At 72.1% G+C, this 17,622-nt stretch carries 11 protein-coding genes; 7 read left to right on the top strand and 4 right to left on the bottom strand.

Features of this window, described 5'->3' with window-relative positions:
• Window positions 1-70: 70 nt before the first annotated feature.
• Window positions 71-8,119 (top strand): type I polyketide synthase, encoded by an 8,049-nt coding sequence (locus tag NW895_RS16180; protein ID WP_289936239.1) that lies wholly within the window; start codon window positions 71-73, stop codon window positions 8,117-8,119.
• On the top strand, window positions 8,119-9,615 hold the full coding sequence (locus NW895_RS16185; protein ID WP_289936240.1) for a tryptophan 7-halogenase: 1,497 nt from the start codon (window positions 8,119-8,121) through the stop codon (window positions 9,613-9,615). The genes NW895_RS16180 and NW895_RS16185 overlap by 1 nt, the downstream gene beginning before the upstream one ends.
• A gap of 11 nt (window positions 9,616-9,626) precedes the next feature.
• Here the strand turns inward: NW895_RS16185 and NW895_RS16190 are convergent, their stop codons facing one another.
• From NW895_RS16190 to NW895_RS16200, 3 genes are all read right to left on the bottom strand, one after another.
• Entirely contained in the window at window positions 9,627-10,406 is a 780-nt protein-coding gene (locus tag NW895_RS16190) for a carbohydrate ABC transporter permease (RefSeq protein WP_289936509.1), read from the bottom strand.
• A 50-nt stretch (window positions 10,407-10,456) separates the two neighbouring features.
• Window positions 10,457-11,383: a sugar ABC transporter permease gene (locus NW895_RS16195; protein WP_289936241.1), complete on the bottom strand. Its 927-nt coding sequence runs from the start codon at window positions 11,381-11,383 to the stop codon at window positions 10,457-10,459.
• A 130-nt stretch (window positions 11,384-11,513) separates the two neighbouring features.
• A complete protein-coding gene (locus NW895_RS16200) occupies window positions 11,514-12,788 on the bottom strand; it encodes an extracellular solute-binding protein (RefSeq protein ID WP_289936242.1) in 1,275 nt (424 codons plus the stop codon).
• 345 nt (window positions 12,789-13,133) lie between these two features.
• On the opposite strand from NW895_RS16200, the gene NW895_RS16205 reads away from it, so the two are divergent.
• Window positions 13,134-13,886: a DeoR/GlpR family DNA-binding transcription regulator gene (locus NW895_RS16205; RefSeq protein WP_289936244.1), complete on the top strand. Its 753-nt coding sequence runs from the start codon at window positions 13,134-13,136 to the stop codon at window positions 13,884-13,886.
• Window positions 13,883-15,244 (top strand): 6-phospho-beta-glucosidase, encoded by a 1,362-nt coding sequence (locus NW895_RS16210; RefSeq protein ID WP_289936245.1) that lies wholly within the window; start codon window positions 13,883-13,885, stop codon window positions 15,242-15,244. The genes NW895_RS16205 and NW895_RS16210 overlap by 4 nt, the downstream gene beginning before the upstream one ends.
• A 14-nt stretch (window positions 15,245-15,258) precedes the next feature.
• Here NW895_RS16210 and NW895_RS16215 read toward each other — a convergent pair whose 3' ends face one another.
• Window positions 15,259-15,681, bottom strand: a complete 423-nt coding sequence (locus NW895_RS16215; protein WP_289936246.1) for a secondary thiamine-phosphate synthase enzyme YjbQ — start codon at window positions 15,679-15,681, stop codon at window positions 15,259-15,261.
• A gap of 123 nt (window positions 15,682-15,804) precedes the next feature.
• On the opposite strand from NW895_RS16215, the gene NW895_RS41195 reads away from it, so the two are divergent.
• The 3 genes from NW895_RS41195 (at window position 15,805) to NW895_RS16225 (ending at window position 17,601) form a co-directional block, all read left to right on the top strand.
• Window positions 15,805-15,888, top strand: coding sequence for a putative leader peptide (locus tag NW895_RS41195; protein ID WP_313884353.1), 84 nt, complete (start codon window positions 15,805-15,807; stop codon window positions 15,886-15,888).
• Between the two features lie 133 nt (window positions 15,889-16,021).
• Entirely contained in the window at window positions 16,022-16,891 is an 870-nt protein-coding gene (locus NW895_RS16220) for an ABC transporter permease (protein WP_289936247.1), read from the top strand.
• Window positions 16,864-17,601: an ABC transporter ATP-binding protein gene (locus NW895_RS16225; RefSeq protein ID WP_289936248.1), complete on the top strand. Its 738-nt coding sequence runs from the start codon at window positions 16,864-16,866 to the stop codon at window positions 17,599-17,601. The genes NW895_RS16220 and NW895_RS16225 overlap by 28 nt, the downstream gene beginning before the upstream one ends.
• Window positions 17,602-17,622 lie beyond the last annotated feature (21 nt).

A 17,622-nucleotide genomic window follows, 5' to 3' on the forward strand; every position in this document is an offset into this window, starting at 1 on the left:
CTCAACGCCGTTGTGACGCGGGGAGATTGACGGCGACCGCGGCGGGGCGCGCGCCGGAGGGGCGGGGAACATGACGCGGGACGAGCTGATCCGGCCGCTGCCGGAGCTGCTGAAGACGCATGCCGGGACGGCACCCTCACGGGTGGCGTTCGCCGACGACGTGCGCGCCGTCACCTACGCCGAGTTGGAGCGGCGCACCGGTCGGCTGGCCGCTCACCTCGCCCGGACGGGCCTTCGGCGCGGGGACCGGGTGGCGATCTGCCTCGGCAACCGCGTGGAGATGGTGGAGAGCGTGCTGGCCGCCGTCAGGGCGGCGGCGATCGGTGTGCCTCTCAACCCTCGGTCCTCCGACGCCGAACTCGCCCACTTCCTCCAGGACAGCGGCGCCTCGGTCCTCGTCACCGACCCCGCGCACCTCGACCGCCTGCACCGCCTCGGCTCCGCCGTCGGCTCGATGCGCGTCCTGCTGACCGGCCCGGGACCGGTCCCCGCGGACGCCCCTGCCGGCACCGTCCTCTTACAGACCGCCGCCGAGAGCGACGACCCCGCCGAGCCGCCCCGGGACGACCTCGGGATGGACGAGCCGGCCTGGATGCTCTACACCTCCGGCACCACGCATCGCCCCAAGGGCGTCCTGTCCACGCAGCGCGCCGCCCTGTGGTCGGTGGCGGCCTGTTACGCCCCGCTCTTCGGGCTCTCCTGCGAGGACCGGCTGCTGTGGCCGCTGCCGCTGTTCCACAGCTTCGGGCACTCCCTGGCCATCCTGGGTGTCACCGCCGTCGGCGCGAGTGCCAGGATCACCGGCGACCTTCTGCCGCCCGGCGGTCTGCTGCAAGAGATCCGCACACCGCACCACGCCGTCGGCGGTTCCTACACCGTCCTGGCGGGGGTGCCCACGACCTACCACCAGCTGGTGGCGTCGGCCGGGGAGGACGCCTGCCCGCCCGGTCTGCGGACCTGTGTGGTGGCGGGCGCACCGAGTGCCCCGGCGCTGCGCCGCGCGGTGGAGGAGCTGCTCGGGGCTCCCCTCCTCGACGCGTACGGCAGCACCGAGACCTGCGGCATGATCGCGGTGAACCGTCCCGGCGGACCGCGGCCCGACGGTTCCTGTGGGCCTCCGGTCCCGGGCATGGAGGTGCGGATCGTCGACCCGGGCTCCGGCAACGATGTCGCCGACGGCGCCGAGGGTGAGATCTGGGTGCGCGGGCCGAGCCTCATGGCCGGCTACCACAACCGGCCCGAGGCGACGGAGGCCGCGCTGCGGGACGGCTGGTACCGCACCGGCGACCTCGGCCGCCGCGTCGAGCACGGCCATCTCGTGCTCACCGGCCGGGTCAGCGAGCTGATCATCCGCGGCGGGGAGAACATCCACCCCACGGAGGTCGAGCAGGCCCTGCTGCGCTGTCCCGGCGTGCGGGACGCGGTGGTGGTGGGCAGGCCGCACGAGGTACTCGGCGAGGTTCCGGTGGCCTACGTCGTCCCGGGACCGGAGGGGGTCGACGCGGGGCGGGTGCTGGCCGCGTGCCGTGTCCGGCTGGCCGAGTACAAGCTGCCTGTGGAGATCCACGAGATCGCCGCCGTCCCGCGTACGGCGTCCGGCAAGATCGCCCGCCATGCGGTGGCGCGGGAAGCGGCCGGGCCCGTGCCCGCCTCCTCCTCCACGCCGGCCGACGGGCCCCTGCGCCGGCGGCTGCTGTCCCTGCCGCCGGAGGGGCGGGAGCGTGCGCTGCGTGAGGCCGTGCTCGCCGAGACGGCCGCGGTCTGCGGAGGCGGACCGCACGAGCGGCTCGACGGCGACAGCACCTTCACCGATCTCGGGCTGACGTCCGCGGGCGCCGTCACGCTGATCGACCGGCTCGGCGAGGCGACCGGACTGGGGCTGCCCTCGACGCTCGTCTTCGACCACCCGACACCGGCCGGCCTGGCCCGGCAGGTGCACCGCGTCCTCTTCTCGCCGTTCGCCGCGGCTCCGCCCGCCTCAGCCGTGGAGGTGAGAGCGGACGATCCGGTGGTGATCGTCGCCATGGGCTGCCGTTATCCCGGCGATGTCCACTCCCCGGAGGACCTGTGGCGGCTGGTGTCGGACGGCCGGGACGCGATCACCGGCTTCCCCACCGACCGGGGCTGGGACCTGGCCGCCCTCCACGACCCCGACCCCGACCGGATCGGCACCTCGTACACCCGCAGCGGCGGATTCCTGCACCGCGCCGCGGAGTTCGACGCGGGCCTGTTCGGTATCTCGCCGCGCGAGGCGCTGGCCATGGATCCACAGCAGCGGCTGCTGCTGGAGACCTCGTGGGAGGTATGGGAGCGGGCGGGCATCGACCCAGCCACCCTCCGGGAGAGCGACACCGGCGTGTTCGTCGGCGTGATGCACGGCGACTACTCCGTCCGCTTCACCCGGCACGAGTTGGAGGCGCATCTGGCCCTGGGCTCGGCCGGCAGCGTGGCCTCCGGCCGGATCTCCTACGTGTACGGCCTGCGCGGGCCGTCCATCACGATCGACACCGCGTGCTCCTCCTCGCTGGTGGCGCTGCACTGGGCGGCGAGGGCGCTGCGCTCCGGCGAGTGCTCCCTGGCCCTGGCGGGCGGGGTCACGGTGATGGCGACGCCGAAGCCGTTCACCGCGTTCAGCCGCCAGCGGGGTCTCGCGCCCGACGGCCGCTGCAAGTCCTTCTCGGCCGCGGCGGACGGCACCGCCTGGGGCGAGGGCGCGGGACTGGTGCTGCTGGAACGGCTGTCCGACGCCCGGCGCCACGGTCATCCGGTGCTGGCCGTGCTGCGCGGCTCCGCCGTCAACTCCGACGGCGCGTCCAACGGCCTGACGGCCCCCAACGGCCAGGCCCAGCAGCGGCTCGTCACCCAGGCCTTGGCGGACGCCGGCCTGCGCCCGCAGGACGTGGACGCCGTGGAGGCGCACGGCACGGGGACCACACTCGGCGACCCCGTCGAGGCGCGGGCCCTGCTGGCCACGTACGGCCAGGGGCGGGGCGAGGAACGGCCGCCGCTGTGGCTGGGCTCGGTGAAGTCCAATCTCGGGCACACGCAGGCGGCGGCCGGGATCGCCGGGGTCATCAAGATGGTGCAGGCCCTGCGGCACGAGGAACTCCCCCGGACCCTGCACGCGGCGACGCCCACCCCGCACGTCGACTGGTCCGCCGGCCGGGTGGAGCTGCTGACCGAGGCCCGCCCGTGGCCGGCGACGGACGCCGGGCCGCGCCGGGCCGGCGTGTCGGCCTTCGGCATCGGCGGGACCAACGCACACGTGATCCTGGAGGAGGCCCCGCGGCTCGCGGACCCACCGGTCCGGGAGGAGCCCGACCCCGTTCCGTGGCTGCTCTCCGGCGCCGATGAGGGCGCCCTGCGGGCCCAGGCCCGCCGGCTGGCCGCCCACCTCGCGGCCCGGCCGCACCTCTCGGCGGCCGATGTCGGCTTCTCCCTCGCCGTGTGCAGGTCGGCGCTCGCCCACCGGGCGATGGTGCCGGCGGGCGACCGGGCGCGGATGCAGGCGGCGCTGCAGTCCCTCGCCGAGGGCGACGGCATCGACTCGGTGCGGGCCCTCGCCGATCCGGCCCTCCGTACGGCCTTCCTGTTCACCGGCCAGGGGTCCCAGCGAGCCCGGATGGGGGCCGAACTGCGCTCGGCGTTCCCCGTCTTCGCCGATGCCTTCGACGAGGTCTGCGGGGAGCTGGAGCGCAGGCTCGACGGACCACTCGGGCGGGCGCTGTCCGCCGAACCGGGTTCGCCGGAGGCCGCCCTGCTCGACCGTACGGACTTCGCGCAGGCCGCACTGTTCGCCTTCGAGGTGGCCCTGTTCCGGCTGCTGGAGTCCTGGGGAGTGCGCCCCGACTTCCTGGCCGGGCACTCGGTCGGCGAACTGGCGGCGGCGCATGCGGCCGGGGTGCTGGATCTGCCCGACGCGGCCGAACTCGTCGCGGCCCGCGGCCGGTTGATGCAGGCCCTGCCCGAGGGCGGGGCCATGGTGGCGCTGCACGCGACGGAGGAGGAAGTGCTCACCGCGCTCGCGGACTGCGGCGACCTGGTCGCCGTCGCCTCGGTCAACGGGCCGCACTCGGTGGTGATCTCGGGCGAGCGGGACGGGGTGCTGGCCGTGGCGGCCCGGTTCGAGGCGCGCGGCCGCAGGACGGTCCGGCTGCGGGTCGGCCATGCCTTCCACTCCCCGCTGGTGGAGCCGGTGCTGGACGACTTTGGCCGGGTCGCCGAAGGGCTGGTCTTCCGGCCGCCGCGGATACCGGTGGTCTCGGCGGTGACGGGCCGCCCGGCCGAGACCGCGGAGCTGTGTTCCCCGGAGTACTGGGTACGCCATGCCCGCCTGCCGGTGCGGTTCGCCGACGCCGTGCGATGGCTCGGGGACAACGGCGTGTCGGCGTTCCTGGAAGTCGGCCCCGGTGCCGCGCTCACCGCCGCGGCCGAGGACTGCCTGACGGACGCCGGCGTCGACGGCCCGCTGTGCGCCGCCGCCACCCGTGGCGGGGAGCCCGAGCGGCAGACCCTGCTGTCCGCCGTGGCCCGGCTCCATGTGCGCGGGGCGCCGGTCGACTGGGCCGCGGTGTTCGCGGGCACCGGGGCGAAGCCGGGAGCCTGGCGGAGGGTGGACCTGCCGACGTACCCCTTCCAGCGGCAGCGGTACTGGCTGGACGCCCCGCGTCCCGCGGAACCCGCGGCGGACCCCCACGGGCATCCGCTGCTGGGTCCGGCGTTCACCGTGCCCGGCACCGACCACACGGTGTTCTCCGGTCTGCTCTCCCCCACGACCCACGCCTGGCTCGCCGACCATGTGGTCGCCGGGAGAGCCCTCGTCCCCGCGACGGCGTTCGTCGAACTGGCCGTACGGGCGGGCGAGGAGGTCGGCTGCCGCGTACTCGACGAACTCGTCGTCCTGGCCCCGCTCGGTCTGCCCGCGGCCACGGACATACGGGTCCAGGTCGTCGTAGGCGCGCCGGACGAGTCGGGCCGTCGCCCGGTCGACATCCATGCCCGGTCCGACGAGACCGGCCCCGAGCCGGCCTGGACGCGGCATGCCACCGGGTTGCTGGGCCCGGCCCCCGCCGAGACGTCACCGCCGGACACGGGACTGGCCGCGTGGCCGCCGCCGGGCGCGACCGAGGTCGGCCTGTCCGACGACGCGTACGGCAGCCTCGCGGACGGTGGCCTCGCCTACGGGCCGGCCTTCCGCGGTGTCAGAGCGGTGTGGCGGCGCGGTGACGAACTGTTCGCGGAAGTCCGGCTGCCGGCGCCGGAGTCGACGGGTGCCGGCCGGTTCGGGATCCATCCGGCGCTGTGGGACGCGGCTCTGCACCCTCCGCTGCTCGCCAGGTCGGAATCCGCCCCACTGCGGGTGCCCTTCGCGTGGACCGGTGTGCGCCTGTACGCGGCCGGCGCGTCGGACCTCCGCGTGCGGGTCACCCCGACCGGGACGGACACGGTCTCGGTGACGCTCGCCGACCCGGCGGGCCGCCCGGTGGCGCGGGTGAAGTCCCTGACCGCACGCGAACTCCCCTCCGAAGCCGGCGACCTGACGGCTGACGTGGTGCGGCGTGCCCTGTGGCGCCCCGACTGGGCCGCCGTCGAGCCGTCCGACGGCGAGCACCGGCGGGACACCGGCCGCTGGGCGCTGATGGGCCCGGACGAGCTGGAGCTGCGCGCGCAGGTTCCCGGCGTCGTGGACACCGCCGTACCGGGACCGGACGCCGTCGCCGTCACCGCCGTGGGCCCGACGGGCCTCGACCCGCTGCGCGCCGTCCATCTGCTGACCGCCCGGGTGCTCCGCGCGGTGCAGGACTGGCAGGACGATCCGCGGGCAGCGGGCTCACGGCTGGTGGTGGTGACCCGGAACGCGACCGCGGCGGAGCCGGATCTGGCCGGCGCCGCGGTGTGGGGGCTGGTGCGTACGGCCCAGTCCGAGCTGCCGGGACGTGTCGTCCTCGTCGATGTGGACGGGCGGCCCGAGTCCCTACGGGCGCTCCCCGCCGCCGTGGCCACCGGGGAGCCTCAACTGGCCATCCGCGAAGGGAAGCCGGTGGCTCCCCGGCTGACGGAGGCGCTGGGAGACGCGCCCGGAGCGTCGCCCCGCCTGGACGGCACGGTGCTGATCACGGGCGGTACCGGCGCCCTGGGTGCGGCACTCGCCCGCCACCTCGTCCTCTCGTACGGCGTACGGCACCTGCTGCTCACCGGACGCCGTGGGCCCGAGGCACCGGGTGCCGGGGAACTGCGCGGCGCGCTGGAGGAGTTGGGCGCCGAGGTGCGGATCGTGGCCTGTGACGTGGGCGACCGTGCCGCGCTCGCCGAGCTGGTCGGGGGATGTCGGCCCGCGCTGACCGCCGTGGTGCATGCGGCCGGGGTGCTGGACGACGGGGTCCTGGCCGCGCTGACCCCCGAGCGGATGGCCGCGGTGCTCCGGCCGAAGGCCGACGCGGCCTGGCATCTGCACGAGCTGACCCGGGACCTGGACCTGTCGGCGTTCGTCATGTTCTCGTCGGTGTCCGGCCTGCTGGGCCGCGCCGGCCAGGGCAACTACGCTGCGGCCAACTCCTTCCTGGACGCCCTGGCCCGTCACCGCACCGCGCGCGGACTGCCCGCGGTCTCCTTGGCATGGGGCCCGTGGGCGACCACGGGCGGCATGACCGCCGCACAGCTCCGGGACGGTGAAGGTACCGGCGGTGATGTGGTGCGTGCGCTCTCCGTGGAACAGGGCCTGGCACTGTTCGACGCGGCACTGTGCGAGGGCGGACCCGTCCTGGCGCCGTTTCTGCTGGACCGGAGTGCCCTCGGGTCCGCCCCGAGACCGCTGCCGCCGCTCCTGCGCGGACTGGTACGCGCTCCCCGGCACGCCACCGCTCGCCCACCTGCCAAGGAGCAGCCGTGGGAGCCGGGAGCATGGCGGAAGCTGCTGGCCGAGCTGCCGGTCGGACAACGCGAGGAGAAGCTGGCGGAGTTGATGCGCGGGGACGTGGCGGCCGTGCTGGGGTACCCGGACGCCGGCGCGCTGCCGGCCGGCAAGTCCTTCGCCGAACTGGGCTTCGACTCCCTGATGGCGGTTCAGGTCCGCAACCGGCTGAGCATGGCCCTGCGGCTCAGGCTGTCCGCCGCCGTGGTCTTCGAGCACCCGACGGCTGAGGGGCTGGCCCGCCACGTACTCGGTCTGCTCGAAGACGAACTGCCCCGGACAGCGGGGGTGCCGGAGCCGGCGGGGGCGGGCGACGGCCGGCCTGTGCAGACGCTCTCCTCGCTCTACCGGCGAGTCTGCGATGCCGGTCAGGTGGTGTCCGCGATGCACATGCTGGTCACGGCGTCCTACGCGGTGCCGACGTACGACGCGTCCTCCAGCCGGCAGCACGCCCTACCGCCTCTGCGGCGGGCAGAGGGTCCGGGCGGCGGTCCGGTCGTGGTCTTCTTCGACGGGTATCACCCTCCCTTCCTCGGCCCGGGCGGAGGAGCCGCGGCTCTCCACCGCTGCTTCCAGGGCGACTGGGACGTCCTGGAGTTCCCGCACCCAGGTATCAGCGAAGGAGCGGCGGTGCCGGACGGCCGGGAGACACTGGCCCGTACCCACGCCGAGACGGTGCTGCGGCACGCGGGCGGGCGGCCCTTCGTCATCGTCGGCTCGTGCACCGGAGGCGCCGTCGCGCACGTCGTGACCCGGCGCCTCGAAGCGCTGGGGGCCGCTCCCGTCGGCCAGGTGCTGCTCGACACGTACCTCGTCCACGAGGGCAACCGCAGCACGTACTGGCTGCTTGCCCTGCCGGCTTCCTTCGTCCCAAGCCTGGAAGGGGACCGGTCGACCGGAGACGACGACACCGCCCTGGCGGCGATGGGCGCGTACACCCGGATGTTCCTCGGCTGGGACCCGGAACCCGTCGGCACCCCGACCTTGCTGGTCCGGGCCACACAGCCGACCCCGGAGATGGCAGCGAAGGCGGAGGCGGACTGGCGGACGTCCTGGCCGCTGCCGCACGACCGCGTCGACGTCCCCGGTGACCACTTCTCACTCGGGCAGGAACACGCCCCGGCCACCGTGGCCGCGATCCGCACCTGGATCGACTCCCTCGGCCGCGGGGACGCTCGGCCGACGCCGACCGCACCAGGAGGACAGTGATGAGCGCGAGCCCGCCCGTGGAGGAGTTCGACGTCATCGTCGTGGGCGGCGGCCCGGCCGGAGCCACCGCCGCCGCGGCCGTCGCCCTGCGGGGCCACCGCGTCCTCCTCCTGGAGCGGCAGACCTTCCCCCGGTACCAGATCGGTGAGTCGCTGCTGCCCTCCACCGTGCACGGCGTGTGCCGCATCCTGGGCGTCGAGGACGAGGTCGCCCGGGCGGGCTTCAAGCTCAAGCGCGGGGGCACCTTCCGGTGGGGCCGCAACCGGGACCCCTGGCAGTTCTCCTTCGCGCTGTCCCCCCGGCTGGCCGACCCGACGTCGTTCGCCTACCAGGTCGAGCGGTCCCGGTTCGACGCGATCCTGCTGGACAACGCCCGCCGGGTCGGTGTGGACGTCCGCGAGGGCTGCCGCGTCACCGGCGTGCTCGGCGACGAGGAACGGGTGCGGGGCGTCGGCTGGACCGGCCCCGGCGGCGCATCGCGTGAGGCCCGGGCACGCTACGTCGTGGACGCCTCCGGCCACGGCAGCCGGATCCACGGCGAGGTCGGCGGCAGGCGGACGTACTCCGACTTCTTCCGGAACATCGCGGTGTTCGGCTACTTCGCCGGGGGCGGACGGCTCCCGGAGCCGAACGACGGCAACATCTTCTGCTCCGCCTTCGACGAGGGCTGGATCTGGTACATCCCGCTCCGGGACGACCTCACGAGCGTGGGAGCGGTGGTGAGCCGGGAGAACGCCGACCGGATCCAGCGGGACCCGGTGGCGGCCTGGCGCCGGATGATCGACTCGTGTCCCGGGATCCGGGACTTGCTGCACGGGGTTCCGCAGGCCACGGAGGTGCCGTACGACCAGGTCCGCGTCCGCCGGGACTGGTCGTACTGGAAGTCCCGGCTGTGGCGGCCCGGCATGGTGCTGGCCGGTGACGCGGCGTGCTTCGTCGACCCGGTGCTGTCCTCCGGTGTGCACCTCGCCACCTACGGTGCCCTGCTCGCGGCCCGGTCCATCAACAGCGCCCTCGCCGGAATGCCGGACGAGGACCGCCTGTTCGGCGAGTTCGAGGCCCGCTACCGGCACGAGTACGGCCTGTTCCACGAATTCCTGGTCTCCTTCTACGACATGCACCAGGACGAGCGGTCGTACTTCTGGAAGGCGCGCAAGGTCACCGAGGTCGGTACGACGGAACTGGAGGCGTTCGTCGACCTGGTGGGCGGGCTGGCCTCCGGCGACTCGTCCCTCGGGGGGCCGGAGCAGGCGGGTGCCCGGCTGTCGGCGGCCGCCTCGGACCTCGACGGGGCCGTGGGCCGGCTCCCGTCATCCGACGGGCTGCGCAATCCGCTCTTCGAGTCCGCCACCGTCCGTCAGGTGTTCCACGAAGGTGCCGTCCTGCAGGAGCGTGGCGTCTTCGGCGGCCCGCTGGAGGACGAGACGCCGCTGCGGGCCGGCGGTCTCGTGGCCTCCGAGGACGGGCTCACCTGGGTGGACCCCGCGGACAGGTGAGTCATGCCGCCTCAGCGCAGGGCGCCCTTGGTGGCGTCGGCGATGAAACCGCGGGCGAAGAAGGTGAACACCAGCACCAGCGGGATGACCGCCAGCAGCACTCCGGCCATCACCATGCTGTAGTCGGTGGAGTGGCCCGCGTACAGCTGCGCCAGCGCCACCTGGAGGGTGAGATGGCTCGGGTCGACCAGCATCACCAGGGGCAGGATGTAGTCGTTCCAGGCGGCGATGAAGGTGTAGATGCCGAGGAATGCCAGCGCCGGGCGGACGCACGGCAGCACCACGTGCCAGTACTGGCGGAAGAACCCGGCGCCCTCGATGCGTGCGGCGTCCAGCAGTTCGTCGGGGACGCCGGTGCTGGTGTACTGGCGCATCCAGAAGATGCCGAAGGCGTTCGCCGCGGCCGGCACGATGAGCGCCTTGAGCGTGCCCAGCCAGCCGAGCTGCACCATGATCTCGTACTGCGGGATGATCGCCAGCTGTGTCGGCAGGATGTACAGCGCCAGCAGCAGCCCGAACAGGAACTTCTTGCCCGGGAACTCGTACTTGGCGAAGGCGAACGCGGCCAGCGAGTCGAAGAACAGCACCAGCGTCGTCGTACAGACCGCCACGAGCACCGTGTTGAACAGTGATCCCCAGAAGTCCATCTTGGCGAACAGGTGCTGGATGTTGGTCAGCAGGTTGCCGCCGAACCACAGCTTCGGTGGGTAGCTGTAGATGTCCTGCGAGGTGTTGGTCGCCATGACGACGATCCAGTAGAACGGGAACACCGAGATGGCGACGCAGGCCATCAGGATGATGTGGACGCTCAGACCTCGAAAGCGCCTGCGGTTCTGGCTGTTCACGGCCGTCGCTCCTTACGCTGCACCAGGCGCCAGTTGATGAGGACGATGAGCAGGATGACCAGGAAGAAGGCCCAGACGATGGCGGCGGCGTAGCCGAAGTCGTTGTGGTCGAAGGCCTGGCTGTAGAAGTACAGCAGCGTGGTCAGTCCCGCCTGGCCCGGGCCGCCGGAGTTGGGGTTGGTGGACGCGTCACTGCTGAACAGCACCTGGGGTTCGGTGAAGCTCTGCAGTCCGGTGACGGTGGAGATCACCACGGTGAACAGGATGATGGGCCGCAGCAGCGGGATCGTGAGGGAGAAGAAGATCCGTGCCGGGCCGGCGCCGTCCATCCTGGCGGCCTCGTAGAGCTCGGAGGGGATCGCCTGGAGGCCGGCCAAGTAGATGATGGCGTTGTAGCCGGTCCATTGCCAGGTCATCAGTGCCGAGATCACCAGCTTGATCGTCCACTCGTTGCTCATCCACGGCACGGCTGACAGGTGCAGCGCCCTCAGGATGGCGTTGATGAGGCCGAAGTTGTTGCTGAAGACGGCGCCGAAGAAGATCGCGACCGCCACCAGCGAGGTGATGCTCGGGATGAACAGGGCCACCCGGTAGAAGCCGGTGAAGCGCCGGGTGGAGTTCACCAGGACCGCCAGCACCAGCGCCATGAAGAGCATGGGGACGGTGGACAGCACCCAGATGACCAGGGTGTTGCGCAGGGACAGCCAGAAGATGGGGTCGTCCCACAGGAAGCGGAACTGCTGGAGTCCGACGAACTGCATGTCCCCGATGCCGTCCCACTTCTGGAACGCCAGGTACACGGTGTACAGCATCGGGAAGAGCATGAAGACCGTGAAGAGCAGGTAGAACGGCGAGACCGCCAGGTACTGCGGCCAGTACCGGGCGATCCCGCGTCGCGGCCCGCGCCGGGCCCCGGCCGACACCGGCCGGATCCGGCGGCCGGACCGCCCCGGACCGCGGCGGTGATCCGGGGCCGGGCGGCCCGTGGGTCCGGTGGCGGGTCCCGTGGACGGGCCGGTGGGGGCCGGGCCCGCTACCGGGCTTGACGACATGTCACTTCACTCCCTGCCGCTGGGCGATCTGCTTGGCCTGGCTGACCGCGTCCTGCCAGGCGTCCTCGGGCTTCTTGCCCTTGGCCTCGATGTTCGTCAGCTCGTTGAAATAGGCGGCGGAGACCGCGGCGTCGGCCGGGGCCTCGTAGGCGGCGGGGATCTTCTCGGCTGCCGGGCCGAAGATCTCGATGGTCTTCTGACCGCCGAAGAAGGCGTCGCCGCCGGTCAGCGCGGGCAGCTTGTACGCGGCCGGGGCGGTCGGGAACAGGGCCGCGTCGGTGAAGCCGCGGGCCTGGTTCTCGGGGCTGAGGATCCAGGTGATGACCTTGAACGCCAGTTCCGGGTTGGCGCAGGTCGCGGGCAGCGCCAGGAAGGACCCGCCGAGGTTGGAGGCGCCGCCCGGCAGGCTCGCCACCCGCCACTTGCCCTTGGTGCCCGGAGCGGCGTTGGAGATGTCCAGCGCGTGCCAGGCGGCGCCGAGCTCGGTGCCCAGGGTGCCGTTGCCGATGGCGGCGTTCCAGGTGTTGTCGTTGATCTTGGCGTCGATCTTGAGGGTGTAGGGCTTCACCGCGGTGGTCCAGGCGGTGCGGATGTGGTCCTGGTCGCCGATGAACCTGTTGTCCTCGTCGATGAACCGCTTGGTGCCCTGACCGATGAGCATCGAGAACACGGCGCCGATGTTGTTGATCAAAAAGGTCTTGGGTATGGCCTTGTGCAGTTCGACACCGGCGTCGAAGTAGTCGTCCCAGGTGGACAGCTGGGCGGAGACCTTCGCCGGGTCGGTGGGCAGGCCCGCCTTCTCGAAGAGGTCCTCGCGGTAGTACAGCGCGCAGGGACCGATGTCGATGGGGAAGCCGATGAGCTTGCCGTCCTGGCTCGTGGCCTGCTTCAGCTTCCACGACAGGTACTGCGGTGCCAGCTTGTCGGCGCCGACGGTGTTCAGGTCGATGAAACGGTTGGCGTTGGGCAGGAAGGAGGCGATGTCCTCGCCCTTGATGCCGGTGATGTCGGGGGCGGACGCGGCGGACTTCAGACCGGTGAGCAGCTTGGTCTTGAAGTCGCCGCCGACGACGGACGTCTTCAGGGTGGCGTCGGAGAAGTGCTTCTTGGCGTCGGCCACGACCTTGTCGCTCAGGCCGCCGGCCCAGTACCAGAACTTCAGGTTCTTGCTGTCCTTGCTGCCGCTCGCCCCGGAGCCGCCGCACGCCGCGGTGGCGCCGGCCGTGGCGGCCGTCAGTACGGCGGCCTGAAGGAATCGTCTGCGGGAAAGGTCCACGATCTTCTCCTAGTTTCGGCGTGTCCGGCATGTCCGGCAGGACCTGTGAGCCGTGGGCTTCGGGGGCGCGGCGGGGGCCGAGTGGCTGAAGAGCATCGGCGTGGTGGGAACCCTTCAGCCACCCGGGGCCTTTGACCTGGTCCTCTCAGACGGTGCCGACGCGTCCGTGACGGCGGAAACATGCCGTTCATCCGCTTCGGCCGACCGGAGTGGGGTCCGGACCCGGCTCGGAATTACGCAAGAGAGTGCACCCGGTGCGCGACTTTGACAAGGGTCAAGCAGAGATCGAGACATTCATGCGCGACTTTGCTTGAGTTTGGCGAGTTGGCGAGTATGGTCAGCGGCATGCTCCCTGACCGAAGACATCAGCTGATCCTGCGTGCCCTGCGCGCGGACGGGCCCATCACGGTGGCCTCCCTGGCCGAGAAGGTCGGGGCCAGCCAGGCCACGGTCCGGCGCGACCTCGCCCAGCTGGAGGAAGAGGGGCTGCTCAAGCGGGTCTACGGCGGTGCCGCCCCGGTCGTCGGTGAGGACGACCCGTTCGCCGATGTGGCCGCCGTCAGGGTCGAGGCCAAGGACGCGCTGGCCGCCTGGTGCGCCGATCTGGTCAGGGACGGCGAGACGGTGCTGCTCGACATCGGCACCACGGCCCACCGGGTGGCCCGCCATCTGCACGGCCGGTCCCTGACCGTGATCACCAGCAACCTGGCCGTCTACGAGGAACTCCAGGACGACAAGGACGTCCAGCTGATCCTGCTGGGCGGCGTGGTCCGGCGCGAGTACCGCTCGCTGGTCGGTTTCCTCACCGAGGACAACCTGCGACAGGTCCATGCCGACCGGCTGTTCCTCGGCACCAGCGGGATCCGCCCCGACGGGCAGGTGCTGGACACCACCGCCGTCGAGGTCCCCGTGAAGCGGGCGATGATCGCCGCGAGCGCCCAGGTGGTCCTGCTGGCGGACGCGGGCAAGTTCCCCGGCACCGGCATGGCCCGGGTGTGCGGTCCGGAGGAGCTCGACGTCGTGGTGACCAACGCCCCGGGGGACGAGAAGACCTGTAACCGGCTGCGCGAGGCCGGAGTCGAGGTGGTCGAGATATGAGACTCACGGTCCTGGGCGGCGGGGGCTTCCGCGTCCCCCTGGTCTACCGGGCGCTGCTGGGCGACCGCGGCGAAGGACGCGTCACCGACGTGACCCTGTACGACCTGGACGCCTCCCGGCTGGCGGCCATCCGCAAGGTCCTGGCCGACCAGGCCGCCGGGCACCCCGACCCGCCCGCCGTCACCATCACCACCGACCTGGACGAGGCGGTCACCGGAGCCGACTTCGTGTTCTCCGCCATCCGCGTCGGCGGGCTCGCCGGACGGGCGGCGGACGAGCGGATCGCCCTGGAGGAGGGCGTCCTGGGCCAGGAGACGGTCGGCGCGGGCGGCATCTCCTACGGGCTGCGCACCATTCCGGTGGCGCTCGGGATCGCCCGCCGTATCGCCGCCCTCGCGCCCGACGCCTGGGTCATCAACTTCACCAACCCCGCCGGCCTGGTCACCGAGGCCATGACCGCCCTCCTGGGCGACCGGGTGATCGGGATCTGCGACTCACCGGTGGGGCTCGGCCGGCGCGTGGCCGGAGCGCTCGGCGTCGACCCGGCACGTACCCGCCTGGACTACGTGGGCCTGAACCACCTGGGCTGGCTGTGCGGCCTGTACGCCGACGGCCGGGACCTGCTGCCGTCCCTGCTGGCGGACGAGGCCGCCCTGACCTCCTTCGAGGAGGGCAGGCTCTTCGGCGCCGACCTGCTGCGCACGCTTCGCGCTCTGCCCAACGAGTACCTGCACTACTACTACTTCCACCGCGAGTCGGTCGGCTCCGCGCGCGCCTTGGAGCAGACCCGCGGCGCCTTCCTCCACTCCCAGCAGCAGCGCTTCTACGACTCCCTGGGCACCGGCACCGACGGCTCGCCCGCACCCCGCGCCGCCTGGAACGCCTGGGACGCCACCCGCCTGGAGCGGGAGACCACCTACATGGCCGAGAACCGCGACGCCGTCGGCATGGGTGAACGGGACTCCTGCGACCTGGAATCCGGCGGATACGAGCAGGTGGCCCTCGCCCTGATGCGGGCCATCGCCCTGGACGAGCGGACCACCCTCGTCCTCAACGTCCGCAACCGTGGCCGCGTCCCCGTCCTCGACGACGACGCCGTCGTCGAGGTGCCGTGCCACGTGGACGCCAACGGCGCACGCCCCATCACCGGAGCCCCGTTGCCCGACCACGGCCAGGGCCTGGTGTGCGCGGTCAAGGCAGCCGAACGCGCGGTGATCCACGCGGCCACGACCGCCGACCGCGCCCACGCGGTCAAGGCGCTGACCATCCACCCGCTGATCGACTCGTACGCCGTCGCCAAGCGTCTGCTGGACGCCTATCAGCGGCACTTCTCCGAACTGGCCTACCTGGGCCGTTGAGCGTCAGCTCATGCTCAGCCCAGGAAGCTGAGCCGGACCCGGCGGTCGGCGTTGTCCTTGTTCGTGTCCACCAGACACACCGACTGCCACGTCCCCAGCTCCAGCCGTCCGCTCACCACCGGCAGCGTCGCGTGGGGCGGGACGAAGGCGGGCAGGACGTGGTCACGGCCGTGGCCGGGGCTGCCGTGGCGGTGCTGCCAGCGGTCGTCGGCGGGGAGAAGGGTGTGCAGGGCGGCCAGCAGGTCGTCGTCGCTGCCGGCGCCCGTCTCGATGATCGCGATGCCCGCCGTGGCGTGCGGGACGAAGACGTTGAGGAGGCCGTCGCGGCCGGCCGCCGCCTCGCGCAGGAAGGACTCGCAGTCGCCGGTGATGTCGACGACCCTCTCCGCGGAGCCGGTGGTGAGGTTCAGGACTCGGGTGGTGAAGGCATCTGACATGCCCCCATCCTGACGCATGCGCCCCGGTTTCACCCGGGCAGGTCCGCCCGTCCGGCGATACGTGCGTCCACCGGTCGAGACGCCCATTGACCGTGGGCACGCCATCTGGCTACGTTCAGGTGCATGTTGCGTTCAGCCCTGCTCACCACGCGCGGTCATATCGACCTGCTGCGGGTGGCCTCCGCAGCATGTCGCCGCGGCCGCTGACGCGCCTCCTCTTCTCTCTTCTCTCCCGCCATCGTTCCGCCCACCCGCACGCCCGCTGATCGGTTCGGCTGATCTCTCCGGCGTGGCGGTGACGAGGCGTGCTCGCCTGTCGTTCTCCTCCAGTGGAGCACTCATGAGCATCAGCCATGCCCCTCCCAGCACGACTGACTCTGACATTTCGGGAATATCGGGCCCCGTTCTCGACCTCGAACCGATCGTCCCCACCTCCGACCGCCGCACCCGTCTCCCCCGCTGGCTGCGCCGCACCACCGGCCCGGTCCTGTTGCTGGCGCTCTGGCAACTGCTCAGCAGCACCGGCGCGTTGACCCCCGACGTGCTGGCCGCCCCCGGCCGTATCGCCCAGGTCGCCGGGAACATGATCAGTGACGGTTCCCTGCCCTCCGCCATGGGCACCTCGCTCCAGCGCGTGGCGATCGGCCTGCTGTTCGGCACCGTCACCGGCACCGGACTCGCCCTGCTCTCGGGCCTGTTCCGGATCGGTGAGGACCTCGTCGACGCCCCCGTACAGATGCTGCGGACGGTGCCGTTCGTGGGTCTCATCCCGCTGTTCATCATCTGGTTCGGCATCGGCGAGGCCCCGAAGATCGCCATCATCACGCTCGGCGTGACCTTCCCGCTCTACCTCAACGTCCATGCCGGCATCCGCGGGGTGGACTCCCAGCTGATCGAGGCCGGGGAGTCCCTGGGGCTGTCACGGTGGGGACTCGTACGGCATGTGGTCCTGCCGGGGGCGCTGCCCGGCGCGATGACCGGCCTGAGGTACTCGCTCGGCATCGCCTGGCTGGCGCTGGTCTTCGCCGAGCAGGTCAACGCCGACTCCGGCATCGGGTTCCTCATGGTGCAGGCACGGGACTTCCTGAGGACCGACGTGATCGTGGTCTGCCTGATCGTCTACGCCTTCCTCGGCCTGCTGGCCGACTTCATCGTCCGCCTCCTCGAAAGGCTGCTGCTGCAATGGCGACCGACGTTCACCGGCCGGTGACCACCCATGCCGTCAGGGTCGAGGGGCTGACCCGCTCCTTCGGCGGCCGGACCGTCATCGGCAATCTCCAACTGGGCGTACGCCCGGGCGAGTTCGTTGCCCTGCTCGGCCGCAGCGGCTGCGGCAAGTCCACCCTGCTGCGCATCCTCGCCGGCCTCGACCGGGACATCGAGGGCACCGTCCTGGTCCCGCGCCGCAGGGCCGTCGCCTTCCAGGCGCCGCGGCTGATGCCGTGGAAGAAGGTGTGGCGCAACGTCCTGCTGGGCCTGCCCGGCAAGCCGGAACGCGCCGTCGCCGACCAGGCCCTGGAGGAGGTCGGTCTCAGTCACCGCTCGGACGCCTGGCCCAAGACGCTCTCTGGCGGCGAGGCCCAACGTGCCTCCCTCGCCCGCGCGTTGGTCCGCGAACCCGATCTGCTGCTGCTCGACGAGCCGTTCGGCGCCCTCGACGCGCTCACCCGCATCAAGGCCCAGCGTCTGGTGGGCGAGCTGTGGCAGCGCCGCGGCTGCGCCGTACTGCTGGTCACGCACGACGTCGAGGAGGCGGTGCTGCTCGCCGACCGTGTCCTGGTGATGGACGGCGGCGTCATCGCCCACGAGCAGCGCATCGACCTCGACCGGCCGCGCGACATCACCGACCCCCGCTTCGCGGAGCTGCGCGCCGCCCTGCTCACCCGCCTGGGTGTCGAGCCCACCGCCGAAGCCGCCTGAACGGCCCTGCGCAATCGAAGA

Origin of the sequence: Streptomyces sp. S.PNR 29 (assembly GCF_030386795.1) — a bacterium.
GTDB lineage: Bacteria > Actinomycetota > Actinomycetes > Streptomycetales > Streptomycetaceae > Streptomyces.

What these genes read in the sequence shown, in the direction of transcription:
- NW895_RS16220 (WP_289936247.1), top strand. Translation starts at nt 16,022, where the DNA reads ATGAGCATCAGCCATGCCCCTCCCAGCACGACTGACTCTGACATTTCG.
- NW895_RS16225 (WP_289936248.1), top strand. Translation starts at nt 16,864, where the DNA reads ATGGCGACCGACGTTCACCGGCCGGTGACCACCCATGCCGTCAGGGTC.
- NW895_RS16180 (WP_289936239.1), top strand. Translation starts at nt 71, where the DNA reads ATGACGCGGGACGAGCTGATCCGGCCGCTGCCGGAGCTGCTGAAGACG.
- NW895_RS16205 (WP_289936244.1), top strand. Translation starts at nt 13,134, where the DNA reads ATGCTCCCTGACCGAAGACATCAGCTGATCCTGCGTGCCCTGCGCGCG.
- NW895_RS16190 (WP_289936509.1), bottom strand. Translation starts at nt 10,406, where the DNA reads ATGGCCTGCGTCGCCATCTCGGTGTTCCCGTTCTACTGGATCGTCGTC.
- NW895_RS16215 (WP_289936246.1), bottom strand. Translation starts at nt 15,681, where the DNA reads ATGTCAGATGCCTTCACCACCCGAGTCCTGAACCTCACCACCGGCTCC.
- NW895_RS16210 (WP_289936245.1), top strand. Translation starts at nt 13,883, where the DNA reads ATGAGACTCACGGTCCTGGGCGGCGGGGGCTTCCGCGTCCCCCTGGTC.
- NW895_RS41195 (WP_313884353.1), top strand. Translation starts at nt 15,805, where the DNA reads ATGTTGCGTTCAGCCCTGCTCACCACGCGCGGTCATATCGACCTGCTG.
- NW895_RS16185 (WP_289936240.1), top strand. Translation starts at nt 8,119, where the DNA reads ATGAGCGCGAGCCCGCCCGTGGAGGAGTTCGACGTCATCGTCGTGGGC.